The sequence below is a fragment of the Thermostichus sp. OS-CIW-20 genome (genome assembly GCF_054061455.1).
The window spans coordinates 18,783-40,058 of the sequence record NZ_JBSSEF010000019.1 but is presented as its reverse complement, the minus strand read 5'-3'; the positions used below and the strand labels follow the sequence as shown (position 1 = coordinate 40,058).

Sequence of the window (21,276 nt, the reverse complement as noted above, 5' to 3'; positions counted from 1 at the left end):
GGGAGGATGGGGCTAGGATCGATTTGCTTGCTCCAGGAGAGTTGAAAGAGGGGATCCATGCCGAGAGCGAAAAAAGTTGCCGAACCTCACCCAGAGCCTGAGCCCGTCTGTGGGGGCGGGGATCCCAGGCCTGGCGGGGGGATCACTCTATCTGCCCAGCAGCTCTCCACCTTGCTCCACGAGATGCGCAATCCTCTAACCGCCCTGAGCACGCTGGCCAAGTTGTTGCAAAAGCGTCTGCCCCCCGACGATCGCAACCACTGGATTGGCCTGAGCATTGAACAGGAGTGCAAGCATCTGCAGGATCTGCTGGCGGAGCTGGAGCGCTTGGACGGGATCCCGGCTCCTCTCCAACTTCGGCCCCTCTCCTTGGCCGACCTGCTGCGGGAGTGGAGCCCTATTTATCAGGCCCTGGCGGAAGCGCAGGGACATCGCTTTCAGGCCGTTCTTCCCCCTTTCCTGCCGCCGGTACTGGCAGATCCCCGCGCCCTGCGCCAGGTGTTGGATAACTTAATCGACAACGCCTGCAAGTACACCCCGCCCCCCGGCGATATCCAGCTCAGGGTAGAGGTCAAGCCCGCCGAGGAAGCGAGAGGCTCAAGCGCCTCCTCTTGCCAGGAGGTGTGGATCGCCGTCTGCGACAACGGCCCCGGCATCCATCCTGAGAACCTGGAGCGGATCTTCGATCCGTTTTTTCGCGCCGATCCCTCCAAGCCGGGGCAGGGGCTGGGGTTGGCCATCAGCCGCGACTTGGCCGCCCAAATGGGAGGAGATCTCGAGGTGGAAAGCTCCCCCCAGGGCTCCTGCTTCCGCCTCAGATTGCTCACGGCCCAGTAGGGCTTAAATGGAGCAGGTATGTCTCTTCCAGCCAAAATCTTGAAAGCTATCCAGGAGCTGCACAATGGCCCCCTCCGCTCAAGCCAAATCCGAACCTGCCTCGGCACGGGCCCGCATCTTGTTGGTGGATGACGAGCCAGGCTTGCGGGAAGCAGTGCAAGCCTATCTAGAAGACAGCGGCTTTGAGGTGATCCCGGCTGCCAATGCCCAGCAAGCCCTGCAACTGCTCAGCACGACGCAGCCACAGTTGATTATTTCCGACATCATGATGCCGGGCATGGACGGCTACCAATTTTTGGCGCAAGTGCGAAAACTCGATCCCTACAGCCACCTGCCCGTGGTCTTCCTCACCGCCAAGGGGATGACCGCCGACCGCATCCAGGGCTACCGGGCCGGCGTCGATGCCTACTTGCCCAAGCCATTCGACCCGGAGGAGCTGGTGGCCATTGTCTCCAATCTCATCGAGCGCTCCCGCGCGGCCAGCCCCTCGGAGGTAGTGGCCCGCGAGCTGGCCTCGATTCGCGCCCTGCTATCGGAGCGAACTCTCCCCCCGACCATTCCCTCTCAGCCCCCCACCCCAACTCCTTTACCCCCACCGATTAAGGTGGAGCTGACACCACGGGAACAGCAGGTGTTGGAGAAGGTAGCAGAGGGTCTGATGAACAAAGAAATTGCCAAACAACTGCAAACCAGCGTGCGCAACGTGGAAAAATACGTCACCCGCCTCCTCAACAAGACGGGCACCAGCAGCCGCACCGAGCTGGTGCGCTACGCCCTCACCTACGGTCTGATCCGGTTGTAGCCCTCACCGCCGGCCCCTCTCTTACGGCTGTGGCTTGGGCGGCACCGTGACCAGCAGCTCCAGTCCAAGGGCGTGATCTCCGACGGGGTAGCTGGTGATCCCCAACCCATCGATACGGGTCAGTAGCTCGCGGGCCTCCGGCTCCAAGCTTGCCAGCCCACCCGGCAAAGCGGCTTCTAGCACTGTGCGGATGCCGCGCCAGTTGAGCAAAAAGTAGCCGTAGTTGGGCTTGGGCAACTGCTCGTAGAGGGTCTTCAGCGGCTCGGTTTGAGGGATCCAATTGCCCTGGCGTTGGGCAAGGGTTTGCAGCGCCGCCGTGCTGGTGGTAACCATCAGGTAGTTGCCTTCCCAAGACCGCACCAAGAGCGGACGTTTAAACAAGGGATCCGCCCAGGTGACCTGGCCCTCGGCTTCTGTTACTCGCGCGCCCGACTCTTGGGCCAGCCGATCCAACTGGGCCAGAGCTGCGTTGGCCTTATCTTTTTGGCTGCTCTCGACGAGCAAAGCCGCCCCCATGCCCTGCAAGAAGGGGTGGGCCTGGGCATCGGGCGCCACCAGCAGGGCCATCTCCCCGTCCAGCCAAGCCATCAGGTCTTGATCCAAATCCAGGCGGGTATTGGCCCGGAACTCGGCCCGCAGCTCATCCAGCAACTCTTTGGCCTGGGGATCCTTTTCCAGTTCAGAGACAACCGCTTGCCAGCGCTGGGCCACCTGCTGGGTGGTGATCACCGCCAGGGCACTGCCGGGCAGCCGCCGGATCAGCTCGCCCCGGGCGGTTTGCCACTTGCCCAGCAGCGGGGTTTGGGGATCCAGTTGGGTGAGCATGCGCATCTGCAGGCCCTGCTCCCGCCAGTGGGCGGCCATGGCCAGAGAGCGCAGCGGCTGCAGGGATCCCAGCTCTTCCGGATCTAGATCCGGCATCCAATCTTTAAAGGATGTGGGGTCGTCGTGGAGGGCCTGGAAATTGAAGTAGGCAAAAGCCAGGGTGCCCGGCTTCTGGTAGAGATCGCCAACGGCGGTGCGGAAACTTTCGGAGCGGCCAATCGGCTCTGCTTCGCCGCGATACACAGCAATCGCCTGCTGCATCACCCTTGGGTCGTTGGCCACCGCCACAAAACGGTTGCCAAACTCAGCAGTCACCCACCGCTCGCCCGGCTCCCCGTTGGTTTGCACATAGAGGGTGACCCCCTGCTCCTGGCGCTGCTCGAAGTTGGCCCCTTCTGCTGCTGCCTGTTGCCGCACCTGGGCCAAGAATTGCCCAGACAAATCAGCGTTGCGGGTGCTGGCTCCCCACAGGATCCCAGGCACCGGCTCCGCCGCCCCTGGCACCAAATTGGGGATCACCACCGCCAGCGTAAAGTGATCCCCGGCCCAAGCTTGCATCTCTTCCCGAGAAAACTCCTGGCCAGTGCTGGCCCAAGCTTCTGCCGTCCAGCTTTCCCAACGGGCCAAAAGGTCAGGGTGGGTGCGGAGCGACTCTTCCGGTTTGGTAGAAAGGGCCAGCACCAGAGGTGCCGATTGGGGAACCAGCGCCGTCTCGGGCAGAACATCGCCAGGCAACTGCACCTGGGGTGCCCTGAGCTGACAGGATCCCAAAAGCCAAGAGCTCCCCACCGCCATCAACGTCAGGGAGAGCGGACGAGAGCGACGATAAAGTTGGGCCTGCATACCCCACCTGCAACGAGCCGTCCTCTTGAGCATAGGCGATGGACTTAGCCCCTGTCTGTGATCCCAGGCCTTCACCGAAGTATCGAAATAAATCAGCTACTTGGGTCGGGCGCGGGCGACCAGCTCATCCACATATTCGTTCCAGCGCAGACCCCGATGGGCCGGGATCCAGGCCACCCGCACCTGCGGGCACTGCTGCTTGAGTTGATACAGCTCCTGCACCAGATCCAAGTTTTCCCCCGTGCGCCGCCGCCACCCCTGCGCTGCCCAGCGCTCCATCCAATCGTTGTAGGTCTGTACGCAAAGGTGGGAATCGCTGTAGATGGTGTCTATGCTGTTGCTCTGGGTGTCGCGACAATATTGCAAAGCCCGAATGAGGCCGGTCAATTCCATACGGTTGTTGGTGCTGGCGGGATCCCCTCCGTAAAACTCATCCACAATCTGGTCATCCTCAACCACCACCACCGCCCATCCCCCTGGCCCTGGATTGGGGGAACAGCCCCCGTCGGTAAAAATGCCACTAGGAGGGCAATCGGCCAGCCGTGGGGGAGGTGCTACTTGGCGGTTGCCCGGACGTAAGCTCTTGGCCATGATGGGATCCCTAGCCGACACCGGCAACTGCATTCTACCCCCTGGAGGGCCTGTCGGCGCCGTCGTGGCTGGAAAAGTATCTTTTCGCGCTACCGGCAGCATAAGCCTGTAGAGGCATCAGAAGCCGAGTTATTTGGCCAAACAGCGCGAATAAAAACCCCCAGAAAAGCTGGGGGAGGAGTGGTGTGTTGAGGTGATGAATACTTGCATGATATCTCTTGAAGCCGGTGGGTAGCCGCAAATGGCAAACGATCTCTGCGTTTTCTTGCAGAAATCATTGCAAACGGGAGCAAGCGCCAGACACTAGAAATCAGGACGGTAGAGAAAATCTGTTCCCCCTTGGTTACAGATAGTGTTTCTCATCTGAACATATGCCTTACTAAGGGCTAGATGTAGAGAAGCCCTAGATAACTTTTTTATGCACCTGCTGCCGACGCTAGGGATTGTGTCAGGCCCAGATGGGCATAAAGGCGGGAAAAGTCAAAGTTTGCTGACATTAACTCCTGGATGCAGCGAACCTTAACCTCCTCGTGCAGGCGGATCTGGCCGAAAACCCGCTCGATGCGATTGATGGTGGTGAAGGTATCCAGATCCACGGAGAGGATCGGCACTTCCAGTTCTTCGGCCCGCGCCCGGATGCGGGGATCCAGAGGCAGCTTGCCGGTCAAGATTAGGCAGAGGGTGGAGGTTTCCAGGGCGGCCAGTTGAATATCGGTGCGGTCGCCGCCGGTGATCACCGCCTTGTGCTCCAGCTTGCGGAAGTACTTCAAGGCGGAGTTGACATTCATCGCCCCCACCGCGATGTCTTCGACCATCAAGTCCATCCGATCCGGGCAGCAGAGCACCTCAGCCTCCAGTTGCCGCGCCAGCTCCCCAACGCTGATGCTGCGCAAAATGCGGTGGGAGGGCAAAATGCCCAAAACCGGGATCCCTTGCGCCTCCAGAAAGGGTCGAACGATGGTCTTTGCCGGCTCCATCTGGTCGGGTGGCACATCGTTGAGCAGCACGCCGGCCAAATGGGATCCCAGTTGGCGGTGGGCAAAGAGAAGAGAATCGACCGCCAAAGGGGAATGGTAGCGGCTGATCAGCAGTACCTGAGCATCCAGGGCTTGGGCCATTTTGGCCAGGGAGAGGCCGAACAACTCGCCCTCGTAGAGATCGGCCGGGCCCTCTAGCAGGATCAAATCCGCAGCGGATCCCGTGGCAAACTTCAGCAGAGGGGCGACAGAGCGCGCGGGATCTGGCTCCCCCGGAGACTGCTGGATATGGGTCAGCAACGCCTCTTCGTCGAGCTGGAAAAGCATGGGTGGCATCTGGGTCAGCCGCAGCGTCTCCGCTACAAAGCGCATATCCGGGTCTATCCCTTCCGGGGATCCATCCTCCCGGGCGCAAGATCCGAGCGGCTTCCCATAAGTAATTTTCACTCCTTGTTGCTGCAGATGCTTGGCCAAACCCAAGACAGCCGCCGACTTGCCGCTGAAAGGTTCGGTAGAACCGATTAGGAGGAACTTGGACACGGAAAGCTCCCAATACGCAAGGGACAACGAGGGTGTAGCTGAGGTTACCTGTTACTCAGTCTAGCGGAGGCCGCTTGGGGGAAACCTCGGGGCTGCCTCCGAGGGAAGCTGGAGATTTCCCGGCGGGGCTGTGAGCTGGGGAACCACCTCCAACCTCTGCTCTCCCCCTTTGGATTTCCTTGTCCTCTGGTCAGGAGATTACCCGATTAAAATTGGCTCTTCCGGGTAGATCACCAACTGACGCGGTTGCTGCTGGGCCAAAGCCAGGACAATGGTTAACGCCCCCAGCCGGCCCCAGAACATCACCAAAACGATAATCAGTTGGCCGAACAAATTCAGCTCCCCCGTGAACCCCGTCGAGAGGCCACAGGTAGCAAAAGCGGAGATGACCTCGAAGAGCACCGGATCCAGCCTGCTGTGGTGGTGGGTAATTAAGATCAGCCAAGTTGCCAATAGCACCACGAACAGAGAGACGGTCAACACCGCTGCTGCCTTGCGCACCATCGAGGGATCCAAACTGCGCCCCGCAATCTGGGCGCTGGGCAAACCGCGGGCATAGCCCCACAAGGCCAACACCAACACTGCCAAGGTGCCGGTGGTGATGCCACCCCCCATGGAAGCCGGAGCTGCCCCGATAAACATGAGAGCCATCAGCAACAACTGACTTGCCGGGGTCAAATCCTCAATGGGGATCCCGGCGAACCCGGCGGTACGGGCCGAAACCGATTGAAAAAATGTCAGGCCCAAGCGGCGGGGCCAGCTTACCTCCTGCAAGGATCCCTGGGGCAAGCTCTCGGCCAAGAACATCCCCAGTCCGCCCGTGCAGAGCAAGACCACCACCACGACCAGGGTGATGCGGGTGTGCAGAGAGGGGCGGTGGCCCCGGGGCCAAGTTAGCAGATCCGACAAAACCGGGATGCCCAAGCCGCCGATAAAAATCAGAGCCGCCAAGATCGCCAGCGACAGGCCATCCGTAGGGATCCCTTCGGCGCCAAATAGATCAAACCCCGCATTGCAAAAGGCCGAGACCGCGTGAAAAATCGCCAGAAAAACTGCTCGCTCCGGCCCGTAGAGATCCCGCCAGTGCACCCAGAGCAGCAAAGCTCCGCCCAGCTCAATCAGGGTGACCCCGATCAACACCCGCCGCGTCAATTCGAGAATAGCCCCCGGATCGATCAGGCCCAGCGAGTTGCACAGCGCCAAGCGGTTGAGCAGGGAAATGCGCCGCCCGAGCAGTTGAAAGACCACCACCGCCAGCACCATGAAGCCGACCCCGCCAATTTGGATCAACAGCAGCAACACGATCTGGCCGAACAAAGTGAGATCCTCCGCCGCCACAATCGTCGAGAGACCCGTTACGCTCAGGGCGGACATGGCCGTAAACAGCGCCTCATTCCAGCTCAAGGGATCCCCGCGCCCAATTCCCGGCAGCATCAGTAGCAAAGTCCCCACCACCGCCAGCAGGCCCAACCCCGCGACCAGGCGCAGGGGCGGCGGCAGCGGGCGACGCCTGTCCCCAAAAAAGAGCCGGTGTAAGCGACTGGCCGGGATCCAAGAGGACTGAGGCAGCGTCGGGCGAGGGGTTCCTGAAGATCGGGGAGACACCCATCCCTCAGCCCCCTCGGGTTGCGGCGGCGGGACGCAGCCCTCTCTCATCGGATCCCCCGTTACATCTCGTTCAGCCGCGAGATGTTGGTATTGGCCCCCAGCACCACCAGCAGATCCCCCTTCTCCAGCAGGTAATCTGCCGGGGGAGAAACCACCAACGATTGTTTTCGCTTCACCACCAAAACTGTGATGCCGAAGCGGCGACGCAAGTCCGACTCCGCCAGCGTATGGCCCACCAGCGCCTCCGGCACCTCCAGCTCGGTGATGCTGTAACCCGGCTCCAGCTCCAATTGATCTAGGATCCCTGGTGCCGTCAGCACCTGAGCCAAACGTCGCCCCGCCTCCTGCTCCGGCAACACCACCCGATCCGCTCCCACCCGCAAGAGAATCGAGCGTTGCCGCTCTGTCGAAGCCTTGCAAACCACGTTGCGCACCCCCAAACTCTTGAGGGCCACCGTCGTCAACAGATTGCTCTCGAAATCGCTGCCGATGGCCACCACCACGGTGTCGAAGGAGAGAATATCCACCGCCCGCAGGGCATCCTCATCGCTGGAATCCAGCGCCACCACCTGCGTTAGCTGATCCGCCAGACGCTGCACAATCTCCCGGCTGCGGTCGATCCCCAAAACATTGTGCCCTCGCTCCATCAGCGTGAGGGCCAAGCTCGTGCCGAAGCGTCCCAGACCGATCACCGCATACTCGCGATCCGCCCGCCCCATGCGCCCCCTTGCCCTTCCTTGCAAGACCAAACACTGATCATATGCCGACGCAGCGGGATCCAGCAGGGCTGTGACCCTAGGCAGACTCAGGTTTAGGCAGGGTGGAAGGGTGAGGGATCAGCTCGTGCGTGGAACGGCGCTCCACCATCTCGGCCGTGATGCGCACGTATTTGATATCCCGGCGAGAGGGAACCTCGTACATCACGTCCAGCATTAGCTCTTCCACAATGGCCCGCAGCGCCCGCGCCCCCGTTTTGCGACGGTAGGCTTCCTTGGCAATGGCAGAAATGGCAGCCGGCTCGAACTCTAGCTCCACCCCGTCCATGCGCAACAGCTTCTGGGCCTGCTTGAGGATGGCATTTTTAGGCTGCGTCAAGATGGCCTCGAGGGCCTTCTCGTCCAGGGGATCCAGGGTAGCCACCACCGGCAGCCGCCCTATGAATTCTGGGATCATGCCGTACTTGATCAAATCCTCCGGCTCCAGCGCCTTGAGGGCATCGGCCAGGCGTTGCTCACGGGTAACTGCTAGCTGCTCCCCTGGCTTGATAAAGCCCATCGACTTTTTGCCAATGCGCTGCTCGATCACCTTCTCCAGGCCGACAAAAGCGCCCCCACAGATGAAGAGAATGTTGGAAGTGTCGATTTGAATGCAGTCTTGGTAGGGGTGCTTGCGCCCTCCCTGCGGAGGCACGTTGGCAATAGTTCCCTCCAGCATCTTCAACAAAGCCTGCTGCACCCCTTCGCCGGAAACGTCGCGGGTAATGGAAGGGTTTTCGCTCTTGCGGGCAATTTTGTCGATTTCGTCGATGTAGATGATGCCGCGCTGGGCTTCTTCCACATCCATGTCCGCCACCTGCAGCAGGCGCAACAGGATGTTTTCCACATCTTCGCCGACGTAGCCGGCTTCGGTGAGGGTAGTGGCATCGGCAACGGCAAAGGGCACATCCAACATGCGGGCCAGGGTTTCGGCCAGCAGGGTTTTGCCGGAGCCGGTGGGGCCAATGACCAAAATGTTGGACTTTTGCAGTTCCACCTCATCCAGCTCCGCAGCTCCGAGGCTGTTGGGGTTGGCCTTAGCAGCCAGCCGCTTGTAGTGGTTGTAAACCGCCACCGACAGAACCTTCTTGGCCTTCTCTTGGCCAATCACGTACTGGTCAAGGTAGCGCATGATCTCGCGCGGCTTAGGCAACTGTGCCAGAGAAGGCAAGCTGCGAGAGGATTTTCTAGGGGTTTCGCGACGGCTGGCAGCAGGGGCTGTGGCAGGTGGGGTATTGCCGTCGTAGAGTTCCTCCTCCAAAATCTCGTTGCACAGCTCCACACACTCGTCGCAGATGTAGACCCCCGGCCCCGCAATCAACTTACGCACTTGATCCTGGGACTTATTACAGAAGGAGCATCTCAGGTGGGAGTCATGCTTGGCCATGGGATCCTCGTTGCTGTTTGCTCTTGGCTATTGTGTTCGGCGAATTCCAGGAAAGAGAGGACGCTCTGGTGCTGCTTAAACGTGGGGCGCGGCCGCAGAGGCGTAGGAATACTGAAGGGACAGAACTTACTGACCTACTAGTCTAGCACTTCCTTCCAGCTTGTGGGCTTCCTAAGCCGGCTGTAGAGGATAGCTCTGCGGCGATTGGATAGAAAGTTGATAAGAAAACCGCCCGACTCGACGTCGAGCGGCGGATGGTGTGAGGAGTGAACGGAAACATGCGTCTCCGCTACTCTCATGATAGTGGAATGTTCCTAACTCTGGCAGAGACGGTCGTCGGAAGCAAGTGGGCTTTTTGGTTCGGTTGGATACCCTCTGGAGCGGAACCAGGGTAGATCTTGAGCACCAAAAAGGGGAAGGGACTGTCCGTGTTTCGTCCTCTTCCCCCTCTGGCGTCCACTCCTCACAGAATCGCATGATAAACCATCGCCAGGGCGAGGACAAGCCGGCCTTCCCAAATTTTTTCTCGTCAAGGATGGAGATCACTTCGGATCCAACGCCAGCAGCTCCGCCTCGCTCAGGAGAGGGATCCCCAAAGCCTGGGCCTGCTTGAGTTTGGAGCCGGGATCCGACCCTACCACCACATAGTCGGTTTGGCGGCTGACGCTGGCGGTCACTTTGCCGCCGCGGCTTTCAATCCAAGCCTTGGCCTGCTGGCGGGAGAGAGTAGGCAGGGTGCCGGTGATGACAAACTTCTTCCCAGCCAGAACCTGGGAGACGGCAGGGGCCGCTTGCCGGGGCAGGGCAGGGATCCCCAGCTCCCGCAGCTCCTGCAGCAACTTCTGGTGGGCGGGATCGGCAAACCAGGCCACCACCGCCTCGGCAATTTCCGCCCCTATCCCGTAGATTTGGGCGATGTCTTCAGCCCTGGCCTGGGCCAAGAGTTCTGGGGCGGGGAAATGCTGGGCCAAAATCTGGGCGGTCACCACCCCCACATGGGGGATCCCCAGCCCGTAGAGCACGCGCTCCCAGGGCTGTTGACGGGAGCGCTGGATGGCCTGCACCAGCTTCTGGCTGGAACGGGATCCCATCCCCTCCAGGCTCTCCAAGTGTTCCGGGGTGAGGCGGTAGAGATCGGCCACGGTGCGCACCCCCAGCTTTTCTACTAACTGGGCCACCCGCTTTTCCCCCAGGCCCTCGATATCCATGGCGTCGCGGCTGGCCCAGTGCTGCAGTTGCCCCCTGATCTTGGCCGGACAAGCTGGGTTGGGGCAGCGGGTTATCGCCTCGCCGGCAGGGCGAACCAAAAGGGTGCCGCACTCGGGACAGTGGCTGGGCAGGCGGTAGGGAACGGCATCGGGGGGGCGCAGCTCCTTGAGGATCCCCACCACCTCAGGGATGATCTCCCCGGCCTTGCGCACGATGGCGGTGTCGCCGATGTGGACATCCAGCTCTTCCAGGCGATCGGCATTGTGCAGGCTGGCGCGGCTGACGGTGGTGCCCGCCAGAAGAACCGGCTCCAGCTCCGCCACCGGCGTGACGGCTCCGGTGCGGCCTACGCTGGCCACGATGGCGCGAATGCGGGTGGGGACTTCCTGGGCAGGGTATTTGAGGGCAATGGCCCAGCGGGGGAATTTTTGCGTAAAGCCGGCCTCCTCTTGCAGCCGCAGGGAGTTGAGCTTCACTACCACACCGTCACAGGCATAGGGAAGCTGGGCCTGCCGCCACCGCTCGTAGAACTGGACCACCTCCTCGAGGCCCCGGCACACCTGGGACAGAGGATTGACGGGCAATCCCAGGTCTTTTAGCCGCTGCAGACACTCCCACTGGGTTTGGGGGGGATCCCCGCTTGGCCACCCCTCCGGCCAGTGGAGGGCATAGGCGAAGAAGCTGAGCTTGCGGGCGGCAACCACGCGGCTATCCAACTGGCGCAAGGTGCCGGCGGCGCAGTTGCGCGGGTTGGCAAAGGGGGGATCCCCGGCGGAGCATCGCTCCCGGTTGATGCGCTCGAACTCAGCAATGGGGAGATAGGCCTCTCCTCGCACCTCCAGGACCGGCGGGGGAGCGGCGGTTGCCAAGCGCAGGGGAATAGAAGGGATGGCGCGGATATTGGGGGTAATGTCCTCACCTGACTGTCCATCGCCGCGGGTGGCCCCCCGCTGCAGCAGCCCATCCACATAGGTAAGAGCCAGGGCAGCGCCGTCAATTTTCAGCTCGCACACATATTCCAGCTCCCCTTCCTCAGGGGTGCGCCCCAGAACCCGCCACAGGCGCTCTTGCCATTCCTTTAGCTCTTCCAGGTTGAAGGCGTTTTCCAGACTGTAGAGGGGGATGCGGTGGGAAACGGTGGGGAACTGCTCGGCGGGCTTTTCCCCTACCCGCTGGGTGGGGCTGTCGGGGGTGATGAGCTCGGGGTAGGCCCGCTCCAGCTCCTGCAGCTCGCGGTAGAGGCGGTCGTAAACGCTGTCTTCCAGAATGGGGGCATCGTGGACGTAGTAGGCAATGCTGGCCTTCTGCAGCAGAGCGCGCAGCTCGCGGGCGCGCTGTTCCAATTTTGGATCCATACTCTTGTTGCACCGTTGGCTAGGTCTAGCTTAGGTTCAACGCTCTCATCTCTCTCAGGCTGCCGCTGCTCTGCCCCCTTGTCAGCCTAACCCCCAAAAAGCTGGGCAATGCAGATCCCAGCTTGCAGCTGCAGGCGAGATGAGGCGAGAACTCCCCGTAGAAGCGGGCTGGCGGTGCCGGAAGCAGAGGCCGGCTACCACAGCGGTTGCCACCCATGGAGCGCCTCGTAGTGGCGCCTACCTTATTTCCTGCGACTGCAAGTGCCCGTAGGCTTGGGCCGCAGCGGCCATTTCTGCCGCCTTTTTGGAGCGCCCCTCGCCGCGGCCCCAACATTGGCCGTGGCCCCAAACTTCCATGGTGAAGTGCGGCGGGTGTTCCCGGGCAGCCACCAGACGATATTCCGGCAAGGTGCCCCATAGGCGTTGGGTCAGTTCCTGCAGGGCGGCTTTCGGGTTGCGCCGAGTGGGATCCTGGAACCACTGCTCCACCCGTTGGCGAAAGTAGGGATCCAGCCAAGGATGCAGCCGGGCCAGGGTGTGCATGCCCCAGCTCAGGTATAGGGATCCCAACACCGCCTCAAAAGCATCGGCTAAGCGCCGCTCCCGTCCGGCCAGGTCGTTTTGGGAGCTGGATCCCACCTCAAGGTAGCGCTCTAGGCCATGCAGATCCGCCAGTTCCGCCAGGTGGGCATCGCTGATCAGATCCGAGCGAACTGCGGTCAGCTCTCCCACCGACAAGTGGGGATAGGACTGGAACAAGAACTCAGTGGCCAAAATGCGCAGGACAGAATCCCCTAAGAACTCCAGCCGGTCGTTGTTGCGCTGGCCATCCAGAGAAGGGTGAATCAAAGCTTGATCCAACAGATCCCAGCGCAGTTGCTCCAGCCAGGCGGGATCCTTGAACCCCAACCGGTTCAGCAGGTGCTCTAAGGCGCGGCGACGAGGTGGGATCGGCTCAACCATAAAACCTGCGGCAAAATCTCTACACCTAGAATGCTCTCAGTGCTCACCTTGTGCTACAGGAGTAGTATAAGCCTTTGGAGAGGATCCCTGCATGCATGCCCACGCCCACCCTCGCACTCCCACCACCGAGATGGAGGTGACCAGCATTCGTCTGGAGCGGGAACTGAAGCAACGACTGAAGGCGTTGGCCGGCGGCCAGGGCTACCAGGCCTTGATCCGCGAAATTCTCTGGGGCTATGTCTTGCGCCACTCTCAAGAGGCTGCCACCCTCACCGCCGAGGATATTCAGGCCAGTTTCCCCGCCACGGCTCAGCGGCCCCAGCGTTGCGCCCTCACTGGCCAGGCCATCCAGCCACAGGAGCCGATGCTGCTGGGGTTGACTACGGACGGGAAATTGGTTCCCCTCAGCCCTGCCAGCCTCTGATTCTGGAACTCGAGTTAGTCCAGAGAGCCCTGGAGCAACCGACTCGACCGGCTTCTGCTAAGTTCCGCGGATTTCTCGATATCTTCTGGCGCGTTCTTCGGCGGGATCAGGGGCTTGCGCCTTGGCAACGGCCTCTTGCAGTTGTGCCATCACTGCTTCTGGGGGGTCGGCAGAGCGGACGACGTAGAACATCAAGTTAATGGCTTCGGCGGCCGTCAGCTTAAGGTTCTCTTTTCCTTTTGGCACCAGCGCGATCTTGCCGTCTGTTGTCGTAATCGCCGTATGGGATCCTTTGGCAAGAATCTCCCCAGCTTTTTCCAGAGTGACAAGCATATCCGTGCCTCACCTCAGCAGGACACCTATCATCCTATCGGATGTCTTGTGCGAGCAAAGCCGGAGGGATTTAAGCAGTTTGGCGGATTATAAGAGATGCCCTCGCGCTTCCAGCCAAGCGTACAGGTAGGGAAATAGCTTTTGGTTGGCTGCCGGAAAGGGAAATTGCGACAGCTCCGCCGGCTCGACCCAGCGCACTTCGCTGCATTGCAGGGCTTGAGCTTCTCCGCGCAAATAGCGGCAGATAAAAGCAATAAGGGTGATGGTGAAATGGGTGTAGGCATGTTCGATGGTGGCCAGCGGAGCCACCACCTCAATGTCGATGCCGATTTCTTCTTTCACCTCCCGCACCACACACTCCGCAGGGGTTTCTCCCGGCTCGATTTTGCCGCCGGGGAACTCCCACAGGCCGCTGAGCATGGAGCTTTCCAGCCGCTGATCGATGAGGATCTCTTTCCCTCGCAAAACGATGGCCACCGCGATCTGTTTGTGAGGGCGCGAGGGACGGGGCTCAGACATAGGCAGGTGTTGCTGTTGACCTCGATTGTAGGCAGCGCAATCGGCCTGCCAAGGACATTGGCCACAGCGAGGCTGCCGGGGCCGGCAGATGGTCGCGCCCAAGTCCATCAGGGCCTGGTTAAAGGTGCGCGGCTGCTCGGGATCCAGCAACTGCTGCGAAAGCCGCCACAACAGGGGCAGACAACGGGCCGGCGGCTGGGGCAAAGCCACCAGGCGGGCCAACACCCGCTTGACGTTGCCCTCCAAAATCGGCAGGGGCAGGTCAAAGGCGGCGCTGAGAATGCCGCCAGCGGTGGTGCGCCCGATCCCCGGCAGCGCCAGCACCTGCTCCAGATTCCTGGGAAACTGGCCCCCGTGTTCCTGCATCAGGATTTGAGCAGCTCTGTGCAGATTCAGCGCCCGCCGGTAGTAGCCCAGCCCTTCCCACAGTTTCAGCACTTGTTGCTGCGGAGCCGTCGCCAACTCTGGGATCCCGGGCAGAGCCTCCATCCAGCGCTGAAAGTAGGGGATCACGGTTGCCACCTGGGTCTGTTGCAGCATCACCTCCGCCACCCAAATGGCATAGGGATCCCGCGTGCGTCGCCAGGGCAGATCTCGACCCTGCTGGCAGTACCAACGCTGCAAGGACTGCCGCAGGCGCTGCAAAACTGCGCTGCTCCAACCTAGCGACTGCTCGCCAGCAACCGCAACCTCGGACTCTCTTCCAGTCCGTCGAGAAGGAACCTGGGATCTCAAGCCGCGTAAGCGAAGTGCAACGCCCACCAGATCAGGGCCGAGACCACCCCCGCCACAATGCTGGCCGAGATCAGAACCACAATTGGGCTATCCGCCCCCTTGAACCTCATAATGCCGCGGTTGTAGTCAGCCATTGTTGCCTCCCACCAGCTTCGGCTTTGGGGTGTCGAGGATCTCACTTGGGATACGTGTCGCGATGGGGAAACTCCGTTATCGACCAACCCCCTCATCTCTAGGATAGCCAATTTGGCCCGGATCCGAGCCGCCCCCCAAAGAGGGATCCCCGTCGGGCAAGCCCTACCGCCTCCGCTGGTCGCAAAAGTTAGAGCACAGGAGCCGCCCAGGCAGAGGCTTGGGCAGCCAACTTCCCTGCTATTTAGACAACCTGCCGACGGCGGGGCCCTGCAAGAGACAGTCCACCCGGCCCAGCAGGTATAAAAGGTGCCCTCCCAGGGCTCCGCGCCGCCTAGGCGGCTGAGAAGTCGCCTCTCAGGTTTAGCGAGGGAAAACCACCTGGGCCCGCAACTCGCCGGCAGGATTGGCTTGCGTATGGATGTTGAGGTAGTAGGCCCCGGCCAAGAAGCTGGAGACCTGCTCAACAGATAGGGTACGGGCGGTTTGGTTTAAAGTGACCACAGCACTGCCGCTGGCGGAGCTGGGCACCGCTACCGGCGGTACTTCGGCAGCAGGAGATAGGGTCAAGGTAGCCGTAGAGACTACAGCTCCCGGCGCAGGGGTCGCCGAGTTGCTGCTCCCGCAGCCGCTGAGAAACAAGTCAGCAGCTAGGCAGACGCCCCAAAAAGTTTTGAAGACAAAACGAGGCCGCAAGGCCGAATCCAGCAAAAGCGTCAACAATATGGAAAAAGCTCCTCGGTCGGAGAACAAGCCACCTCAAGTACGGAGCAGGCCGAGCTTCGGATTCACCCTCGGAGAACAAGGTCGCGATTGCCTGAGGAGTTGCCCCTGTTTCTCCGCGATCTTCTTCTCGAGGGGCTTCCCAAGAGGTCGAAGCAGCCCGACTGCCGACTCAGGAGGGGTGGAGGGCCGGAGATGGCCAAGCTCCAAAGCTCTCCCTCGCCAAACTTTCCCAGGCCAGGTTCGCCGATCTGTGGGTTTAATTGAACCGGGCTCGCCGGCGCAAGTTCAGTAAAATTGTCGCGATATCGGTCATCAAGACCTTCGTTGGGGCAGTCGTTCTTATGGCGAGGACAGGGGAGGGGAAAGGCAGCAGCTTAGCTCGAGAAAGGTCTCGGGATCCGGTGCGTCGTCAGCGCCGCTTCACTCAGGCTGCCTCCCCTTCTCGCCACTTGCTGCCTGCTCCGGCTGCCGAGGGATCCCTCTTGGCTTCCCGCCCCCAACCGCTGCGCCTCTCTCGCCAAAGAGCCATTGCCCGGATGCGCCAACGAGCTGCCCAGCCTCGCCGCCTGAGGCGGTCTCCGGCCCTGTTGGAGGTGTTGCTGCGAGGCCTGGGCCTCAGCCTGATGTTGGGCCTGACGATGGCTGGCCTATCGCAACTGCTGCAATCGACCACTCCTGCCCGGCCAGAACAGGATGCGATGCAGGAGCTCCCCTCCACCTTGCCCACAGACCTGTTAAGAGGACAGGAAATCCCCGCTTTGCAGGAGCGCTTGGCTGCTCTGGCCGATCAGCCGGGCCTGACAGCAGGAGCCCTGTTCTGGGAGGTGGAAAGCGGCGCCTTTGCCGGGGTGAGGCCGGATCAGGTTTTTCCTGCCGCCAGCGTCATCAAGATCCCGATTCTCCTGGCTTTTTTGCAGGCAGTGGAAACGGGTCAGGTGCGGCTGGACGAGAGGCTGACTTTGAGAGAAGACCTCAGGGGCGGGGGAGCTGGCGTATTGCAGACCCGTCCCCTCGGATCCCGGGTCTCTGCTCTGGAGGCAGCTACCCTCATGAGCACCATCAGCGACAACTTCGCCGCCAACCTCATCATCGATCGCCTCGGCGGTCGGGAAGCCCTCAACCAAAAGTTTCGCCAGTGGGGGCTGCAGCACACGCAAATTTCCTGGTGGCTGCCGGATTTGGAGGGCACCAACACCAGCAGCCCGCGCGACATGGTCTGGCTGCTCAGCCAGGTGGAGCAGGGGCGAATGCTCAGCCGCCGCAGCCGCGACCGCTTTTTGGACATCCTCTGGCGCACGCAGCGGCCCTCCTATTTTCGCCCCAACTTGGGCCAAGAGGTGCGCATTGCCCACAAGACGGGAACTCTCAGGTCGGTGGTGGGAGATGCCGGCATACTCGATTTGCCCAACGGGCGACGCTACGTGGCAGCAGTGTGGGTAAAGCGGGAAACTCCCAACGATCCCAAAGCCGAAGAGCTAATCGCCAAACTCTCCCAGGCTGCCTATGAGTTTTGGTCTGCCGAAGGCGAGCCCACCGCTTCGGCTGCTGCCGATAGCCCGTAGCCCTAGGGGATCGCCCATCCCGGCAGAGCAGCAGCGTCAAAATTAAAAAGTTGGATCTTAAAAAGTTGGATCAGCCAACATCCAAGCCAGAACGGTGAGGTTATGGCCGAGACTCTTCCCCCTTCCCAAGCTCCTCCAGCAGGGGATCCCCTTATCAAACTGGATCAATTTCTCAAGCTGACGGGAGTTGTGCCCACCGGCGGGCAGGCCAAGCAGCTCATCCAGGCGGGGCAGGTGCGGGTCAACGGCGAGGTGGAAACCCGGCGAGGGCGCAAGTTACGCCTGGGGGATGAGGTGGCAGTAGCGGGCCAAGTTTGGCAGGTGGGCTGGGATGGGAAGAGGATCCAGAGCTCTGCCACAGGGGGAGGTCGGGTCTGCCTCTAGTCAGTCAGGGTTTTGCTGAGAAAAACTGTTCGCGTCAGCGGGACGGCGTCCTTACGTTTCAGGGATGCTCAAGAACCACAAGTTGGTAGGCAGCATTGCTGACTGTGGGTTCTATGAGTTTCGGCGACAGCTAGAGTACAAGTGCAAGCTCTAGAGCTGTCAGTTGGTTGTGGTGAACAGGTTCTTCCCTTCCAGCCAACTGTGTTCAAGGCCTACGGCCCGCTGCCGCGAACGACGGGAAGTTACGCCTGTGAAGACTCCTCTGCCCCCCTACATCCCCCCGTATACGGGGGGACTAAGGGGGGGTTGGGCAACCAACGAGGTATGGGTCGTGGAAGTAGAAAGGAAGCAACGACGCTGGACAAAAGTTCGTTTTTGTTTAGCGTTGTGTAAGTCTTGCGGAGCGGCAAGGTCAAGTAGCCGAGCCCTTGCTCCCCAACTGCAACCAACTCCACAACCGCTGACCTAAGCTGGGAACAGTTTTCTTTTCTTTTTCTCGCTGTGCCTGCGTCCCCTCAGCCTCCTGTGCAGCAGGATTTTCCTCCCTTGCCCCCGCCACCTCCCCGCTCTCCGGCTCTAAGGGTGGTGGAGACAGCTTTCTTAGCCAGCACTGCTGCTTTGATCTGGATCTTGAGCTACACGCCGCTGGCCCCGTTTATGCGTCTGTTTTTCCCCATTCCGGTGGCGCTGGCGGTGATGCGCTGGGATCCCCGCACCGGGGCGATGGCGCTGGCGGTCTCTGCTCTGTTGCTGACGGTGCTGATGGGGCCCACGCGCAGCATTCTCTACGTCATTCCCTACGGCCTGCTGGGCTACTGGTGTGCCCGCCTATGGCGGCGGCGCCTTTCCTGGTATGTCTCGGTGGCCAGCGGCGCTGCCCTCAGCGCTTTCGGCCTCGTTTTCCAGTTGCTGCTCTCCTCGCTGTTGGTGGGGGAAAACCTCTGGACTTACGTCACCATCCAACTCACCGGCTTGACCAACTGGCTGCTGGATGTGTCTCTGGCCAGGCTGGGTGTGTACTGGGTGGCAGAACCCTGGATGGTTCAGGTGGTGGTGGCAGGGTTTATCGCCTTTAACTCCCTGGTCTACGTCTTCACGGTGCATTTGGTGGCAGCTCTGGTGATGGAGCATTTCCGCTGTCCGCTGCCGCCGCCGCCGAAGTGGGTGCAATTTTTGCTGGATTAGCAGCCGCCTATACCTCTAAGGTGACTACCGCCATGGGATAAACTTGTAGACCCTACCCCCATAGCTTCTACCCCTGTTCCTGATGAACCCACTGCCCCCTCCTGCCTACCCCTACCAGTTCCGCGCCCTGGGCTTGATCAAGGGATCCCTAAAATCGATCCCGCAGACTTATGCTCAGGCGACGCTGGTTGCCGCCGATGGCGTAGAGTATCCGGCCACCCCTGGCCGCGCGGAGCTGCTGCGCCCTTTCACCTATTGCATCGAGAGCGGCCACACCTACTGGTACTACGTGCAGCCGCAGCCGCGGTCGGGCGGCACTTTGGGCCTGAGCGTTATCCGCATCCTGGCCTTGCCGGAGGAGGAGCAAGATCCAGATCTGGACGAGCCCTTTCTGCCTGCCCCCGAGGATGTAGAGGAGGGCTTTAACATTCGCGGCATCGTCGAGCCCCACGACGGCTTCATCTGGGTGACGGTGCGGCGCAAGCCCCAGGGGAACAAGCAATTCCCCCCCCTGCAGCTGCGTCTGGAAGGGTTCTTGCCGGGGGCCGTCGCCGGCGAGTTTTGGGATCTGTTGGCGGAGCGGGAGGGTCATAAGCTGCTGCTGGTGGATGGCAGCCGCCTCTTGACAGCGGTGGCCTAACTGCCTAAAACTAACCCAACCTGCTACCCCAGATCCCCAACTGATGGTGTCTGCTGCCGGCTTGTCCCAACGGGTTGCTCGTCTCTCTCCTTCCGCAACGCTGTCGATTTCGGCTCTGGCCAAGGCCATGCGGGCAGAGGGTCTGGATGTCTGTATCCTGAGCGCTGGCGAGCCGGACTTCGACACCCCTGAGCACATTCGGGCTGCCGCCATCCGCGCCCTGGAAGAGGGCAAAACCCGCTACGGCCCCACTGCCGGGATCCCCACCCTGCGCCAGGCGGTGGCAGACAAATTGCGCCGAGAAAACGGCTTGGACTACAGCCCCGACCAGATCCTGATTAGCAACGGCGGCAAGCAAACCCTGTTTAACCTGGCCATGGTGCTCCTGGATCCCGCCGACGAGGTGATCCTGCCCGTCCCCTACTGGGTTAGCTATCCCGAGATGGTGGCTCTGGCCGGGGCCAAGGTGGTGCGGGTGGAGACGCAAGAGGGCCAGGGGTTCAAGCTCACCGCCGACCAACTGCGCCAGGCCCTCACCCCCCGCAGCAAGTTGCTCATCCTCAACTCGCCGGCCAACCCCACCGGCGCTGTCTATCACCGGCAGGAGCTGGCAGCTTTGGCAGAGGTGATCCTCTCGGTTCCCCATCTCTATGTGGTCTGCGATGAGATCTACGAAAAGCTGGTTTACGGCCAAGCCCGCCACATCAGCCTGGGATCCCTTTGCCCTGACTTGATGCCGCGACTGATCCTCAGCAGCGGCTTCGCCAAAGCCTATGCCATGACCGGCTGGCGGATTGGCTACTTGGCGGGCCCTAAGCCCATCATCGAGGCGGCCATCAGCCTGCAAAGCCACAGCACCTCCAACGTCTGCACCTTTGCCCAGTACGGCGCCCTGGAGGCTCTCACCAGCCCCCTCTCGGCGGCAGCGGTGGAGAAGATGCGCCAAGAATTCTGGCAGCGACGGGATCTGATGGTGCAAGGGATCCGCACCTTGCCGGGGGTGACTTTCCCGGAGCCGGAGGGCGCATTTTATGTGTTTGTCAACATCGGCCAAACCGGCTTGGGTTCGGTAGAGTTTTGCCAACGGCTGCTCAAAGAACATCACGTGGCCGCCGTGCCGGGGGTGGCCTTCGGGGCAGAGTCCTACATCCGCCTCTCCTATGCCGCCGACCGCGCCACGCTTGAAAAAGGACTGGAACGGCTGCACCGCTTCCTGTCTTCCCTCTGAGGGGGCAGGAGGAGGGCTGAAGACAAGGGCTGGCCGAGACTTCTCTACAAAACGGTGGCGCAGCAAACCAACAGCAGGGGCTGGTGCCTGGCAGAGGCAGGAGAAGACTCTTGGCTCAGGCCTACCGTGAAGTCCTCGAGGCGATGCTGAGGGAGCGCTAAGATGGCTCCCACCCAAAAGTCTCCCAAAAAATTGCCCGCTGGCTTTACCCTCAAATGGTCTGCCGAGAGTGTGGAAAAGCTGGGATCCCTCTTGCCGGGCGAGATCTTGCTGGCAGTCCTGCTGGACCATTGGGAGCAACTGCCCAAAGCATTGCAACAAGAGTGCCTGCTGCAGGCCCACCGCATTCGCGTGGAACGGCTGGTGGTCAGCCAAAACTTCACCATCGCCACCATTGAGCAACTGCTAAGCAACTGTTGAACGAGACCCGTTGATCCCGATCCGCTCGGTGGGAATTCCGCTCCAAAGGATCTCTGTCCTAGAGTGCCAGGCAACGGCAGAACCACGTCCTGTGCTACGGTCAGAGTAGGTTAGTGCTCTTCCCCGGCTTTTCAACCTGTGCTCCCTCCCCCGCTAGCGGACGGCCATCCCAGCCTCTCTCTTTTCTACTCCTCGCTAAAGCTCTCCATCGTCTGCGAAGCAGCAGCAGGGCAGCAAGGGGAGTGCCATCGCTATTTTTTAAGGGTCGCATAGCGTCAGCGCGCTGTGAGACGAGC

General features: G+C 61.1%; 21 protein-coding genes. 9 read left to right on the top strand and 12 right to left on the bottom strand.

The annotated features are described in order from the left end of the window. Nucleotides 1-57 precede the first annotated feature (57 nt). Together ACVWXC_RS08290 and ACVWXC_RS08285 are read left to right on the top strand one after the other, a co-directional pair. Nucleotides 58-837: a sensor histidine kinase gene (locus ACVWXC_RS08290; RefSeq protein WP_011429685.1), complete on the top strand. Its 780-nt coding sequence runs from the start codon at nt 58-60 to the stop codon at nt 835-837. Nucleotides 838-901: 64 nt separating this feature from the next. Further along, on the top strand, nt 902-1,639 hold the full coding sequence (locus ACVWXC_RS08285) for a response regulator transcription factor (protein ID WP_414390766.1): 738 nt from the start codon (nt 902-904) through the stop codon (nt 1,637-1,639). A 21-nt stretch (nt 1,640-1,660) separates the two neighbouring features. On the opposite strand, the gene ACVWXC_RS08280 is transcribed toward ACVWXC_RS08285, so the two are convergent. From ACVWXC_RS08280 to rnc, 8 genes are all read right to left on the bottom strand, one after another. Then, nucleotides 1,661-3,307, bottom strand: coding sequence for a DUF3352 domain-containing protein (locus ACVWXC_RS08280; protein ID WP_457392033.1), 1,647 nt, complete (start codon nt 3,305-3,307; stop codon nt 1,661-1,663). Between the two features lie 96 nt (nt 3,308-3,403). After that, nucleotides 3,404-3,931, bottom strand: coding sequence for a ribonuclease H family protein (locus ACVWXC_RS08275; protein ID WP_457410468.1), 528 nt, complete (start codon nt 3,929-3,931; stop codon nt 3,404-3,406). A 383-nt stretch (nt 3,932-4,314) separates the two neighbouring features. After that, nucleotides 4,315-5,415 carry a phosphotransacetylase family protein gene (locus tag ACVWXC_RS08270; protein ID WP_099835615.1) on the bottom strand — a complete coding sequence of 367 codons (1,101 nt, stop codon included), beginning with the start codon at nt 5,413-5,415 and terminating at the stop codon, nt 4,315-4,317. A gap of 198 nt (nt 5,416-5,613) precedes the next feature. Next, the gene (locus ACVWXC_RS08265; protein WP_099812346.1) at nt 5,614-7,071 is read right to left on the bottom strand and encodes a TrkH family potassium uptake protein; all 1,458 of its coding nucleotides are present in this window, start codon (nt 7,069-7,071) and stop codon (nt 5,614-5,616) included. Between the two features lie 11 nt (nt 7,072-7,082). Beyond that, nucleotides 7,083-7,742, bottom strand: coding sequence for a potassium channel family protein (locus ACVWXC_RS08260; protein ID WP_011429691.1), 660 nt, complete (start codon nt 7,740-7,742; stop codon nt 7,083-7,085). Between the two features lie 76 nt (nt 7,743-7,818). Then, on the bottom strand, nt 7,819-9,165 hold the full coding sequence (gene clpX, locus ACVWXC_RS08255; protein ID WP_011429692.1) for an ATP-dependent protease ATP-binding subunit ClpX: 1,347 nt from the start codon (nt 9,163-9,165) through the stop codon (nt 7,819-7,821). 542 nt (nt 9,166-9,707) lie between these two features. Beyond that, complete coding sequence (ligA, locus tag ACVWXC_RS08250) at nt 9,708-11,729, bottom strand: NAD-dependent DNA ligase LigA (RefSeq protein ID WP_011429693.1); 2,022 nt, start codon at nt 11,727-11,729, stop codon at nt 9,708-9,710. A 237-nt stretch (nt 11,730-11,966) separates the two neighbouring features. After that, nucleotides 11,967-12,692, bottom strand: a complete 726-nt coding sequence (gene rnc / locus ACVWXC_RS08245) for a ribonuclease III (RefSeq protein ID WP_011429694.1) — start codon at nt 12,690-12,692, stop codon at nt 11,967-11,969. Between the two features lie 91 nt (nt 12,693-12,783). Here rnc and ACVWXC_RS08240 point away from each other — a divergent pair, with 91 nt between their 5' ends. After that, nucleotides 12,784-13,116 (top strand): hypothetical protein, encoded by a 333-nt coding sequence (locus ACVWXC_RS08240; RefSeq protein ID WP_011429695.1) that lies wholly within the window; start codon nt 12,784-12,786, stop codon nt 13,114-13,116. Between the two features lie 57 nt (nt 13,117-13,173). Here ACVWXC_RS08240 and ACVWXC_RS08235 read toward each other — a convergent pair whose 3' ends face one another. From ACVWXC_RS08235 to ACVWXC_RS08220, 4 genes are all read right to left on the bottom strand, one after another. Then, nucleotides 13,174-13,449: a hypothetical protein gene (locus ACVWXC_RS08235; protein WP_041438897.1), complete on the bottom strand. Its 276-nt coding sequence runs from the start codon at nt 13,447-13,449 to the stop codon at nt 13,174-13,176. A gap of 87 nt (nt 13,450-13,536) precedes the next feature. Further along, nucleotides 13,537-14,613, bottom strand: coding sequence for an A/G-specific adenine glycosylase (gene mutY, locus ACVWXC_RS08230; protein WP_457392043.1), 1,077 nt, complete (start codon nt 14,611-14,613; stop codon nt 13,537-13,539). Between the two features lie 86 nt (nt 14,614-14,699). Then, complete coding sequence (locus tag ACVWXC_RS08225) at nt 14,700-14,837, bottom strand: hypothetical protein (protein WP_041438154.1); 138 nt, start codon at nt 14,835-14,837, stop codon at nt 14,700-14,702. Nucleotides 14,838-15,198: 361 nt separating this feature from the next. Next, a complete protein-coding gene (locus tag ACVWXC_RS08220; RefSeq protein ID WP_011429700.1) occupies nt 15,199-15,531 on the bottom strand; it encodes a CHRD domain-containing protein in 333 nt (110 codons plus the stop codon). A gap of 371 nt (nt 15,532-15,902) precedes the next feature. On the opposite strand from ACVWXC_RS08220, the gene ACVWXC_RS08215 reads away from it, so the two are divergent. The 6 genes from ACVWXC_RS08215 to ACVWXC_RS08190 all read left to right on the top strand — a co-directional run bounded on the left by ACVWXC_RS08215 (nt 15,903) and on the right by ACVWXC_RS08190 (nt 20,980). Continuing rightward, a complete protein-coding gene (locus ACVWXC_RS08215; protein ID WP_049749719.1) occupies nt 15,903-17,123 on the top strand; it encodes a serine hydrolase in 1,221 nt (406 codons plus the stop codon). A gap of 102 nt (nt 17,124-17,225) precedes the next feature. Then, the gene (locus tag ACVWXC_RS08210) at nt 17,226-17,507 is read left to right on the top strand and encodes an RNA-binding S4 domain-containing protein (protein WP_011429702.1); all 282 of its coding nucleotides are present in this window, start codon (nt 17,226-17,228) and stop codon (nt 17,505-17,507) included. A gap of 546 nt (nt 17,508-18,053) precedes the next feature. Continuing rightward, nucleotides 18,054-18,692 (top strand): DUF2232 domain-containing protein, encoded by a 639-nt coding sequence (locus tag ACVWXC_RS08205; protein WP_240527718.1) that lies wholly within the window; start codon nt 18,054-18,056, stop codon nt 18,690-18,692. 82 nt (nt 18,693-18,774) lie between these two features. After that, complete coding sequence (locus tag ACVWXC_RS08200; RefSeq protein ID WP_011429704.1) at nt 18,775-19,332, top strand: hypothetical protein; 558 nt, start codon at nt 18,775-18,777, stop codon at nt 19,330-19,332. Between the two features lie 43 nt (nt 19,333-19,375). Next, nucleotides 19,376-20,560 (top strand): pyridoxal phosphate-dependent aminotransferase, encoded by a 1,185-nt coding sequence (locus tag ACVWXC_RS08195; RefSeq protein WP_457392049.1) that lies wholly within the window; start codon nt 19,376-19,378, stop codon nt 20,558-20,560. Between the two features lie 162 nt (nt 20,561-20,722). Beyond that, nucleotides 20,723-20,980, top strand: a complete 258-nt coding sequence (locus ACVWXC_RS08190) for a hypothetical protein (RefSeq protein ID WP_011429706.1) — start codon at nt 20,723-20,725, stop codon at nt 20,978-20,980. Nucleotides 20,981-21,276: the final 296 nt, after the last annotated feature.

What these genes read in the sequence shown, in the direction of transcription:
- ACVWXC_RS08290 (WP_011429685.1), top strand. Translation starts at nt 58, where the DNA reads ATGCCGAGAGCGAAAAAAGTTGCCGAACCTCACCCAGAGCCTGAGCCC.
- ACVWXC_RS08285 (WP_414390766.1), top strand. Translation starts at nt 902, where the DNA reads ATGGCCCCCTCCGCTCAAGCCAAATCCGAACCTGCCTCGGCACGGGCC.
- ACVWXC_RS08280 (WP_457392033.1), bottom strand. Translation starts at nt 3,307, where the DNA reads ATGCAGGCCCAACTTTATCGTCGCTCTCGTCCGCTCTCCCTGACGTTG.
- ACVWXC_RS08275 (WP_457410468.1), bottom strand. Translation starts at nt 3,931, where the DNA reads ATGCAGTTGCCGGTGTCGGCTAGGGATCCCATCATGGCCAAGAGCTTA.
- ACVWXC_RS08265 (WP_099812346.1), bottom strand. Translation starts at nt 7,071, where the DNA reads ATGAGAGAGGGCTGCGTCCCGCCGCCGCAACCCGAGGGGGCTGAGGGA.
- ACVWXC_RS08260 (WP_011429691.1), bottom strand. Translation starts at nt 7,742, where the DNA reads ATGGGGCGGGCGGATCGCGAGTATGCGGTGATCGGTCTGGGACGCTTC.
- clpX (WP_011429692.1), bottom strand. Translation starts at nt 9,165, where the DNA reads ATGGCCAAGCATGACTCCCACCTGAGATGCTCCTTCTGTAATAAGTCC.
- ligA (WP_011429693.1), bottom strand. Translation starts at nt 11,729, where the DNA reads ATGGATCCAAAATTGGAACAGCGCGCCCGCGAGCTGCGCGCTCTGCTG.
- rnc (WP_011429694.1), bottom strand. Translation starts at nt 12,692, where the DNA reads ATGGTTGAGCCGATCCCACCTCGTCGCCGCGCCTTAGAGCACCTGCTG.
- ACVWXC_RS08240 (WP_011429695.1), top strand. Translation starts at nt 12,784, where the DNA reads ATGCATGCCCACGCCCACCCTCGCACTCCCACCACCGAGATGGAGGTG.
- ACVWXC_RS08235 (WP_041438897.1), bottom strand. Translation starts at nt 13,449, where the DNA reads ATGCTTGTCACTCTGGAAAAAGCTGGGGAGATTCTTGCCAAAGGATCC.
- ACVWXC_RS08225 (WP_041438154.1), bottom strand. Translation starts at nt 14,837, where the DNA reads ATGGCTGACTACAACCGCGGCATTATGAGGTTCAAGGGGGCGGATAGC.
- ACVWXC_RS08215 (WP_049749719.1), top strand. Translation starts at nt 15,903, where the DNA reads ATGGCGAGGACAGGGGAGGGGAAAGGCAGCAGCTTAGCTCGAGAAAGG.
- ACVWXC_RS08210 (WP_011429702.1), top strand. Translation starts at nt 17,226, where the DNA reads ATGGCCGAGACTCTTCCCCCTTCCCAAGCTCCTCCAGCAGGGGATCCC.
- ACVWXC_RS08200 (WP_011429704.1), top strand. Translation starts at nt 18,775, where the DNA reads ATGAACCCACTGCCCCCTCCTGCCTACCCCTACCAGTTCCGCGCCCTG.
- ACVWXC_RS08195 (WP_457392049.1), top strand. Translation starts at nt 19,376, where the DNA reads ATGGTGTCTGCTGCCGGCTTGTCCCAACGGGTTGCTCGTCTCTCTCCT.
- ACVWXC_RS08190 (WP_011429706.1), top strand. Translation starts at nt 20,723, where the DNA reads ATGGCTCCCACCCAAAAGTCTCCCAAAAAATTGCCCGCTGGCTTTACC.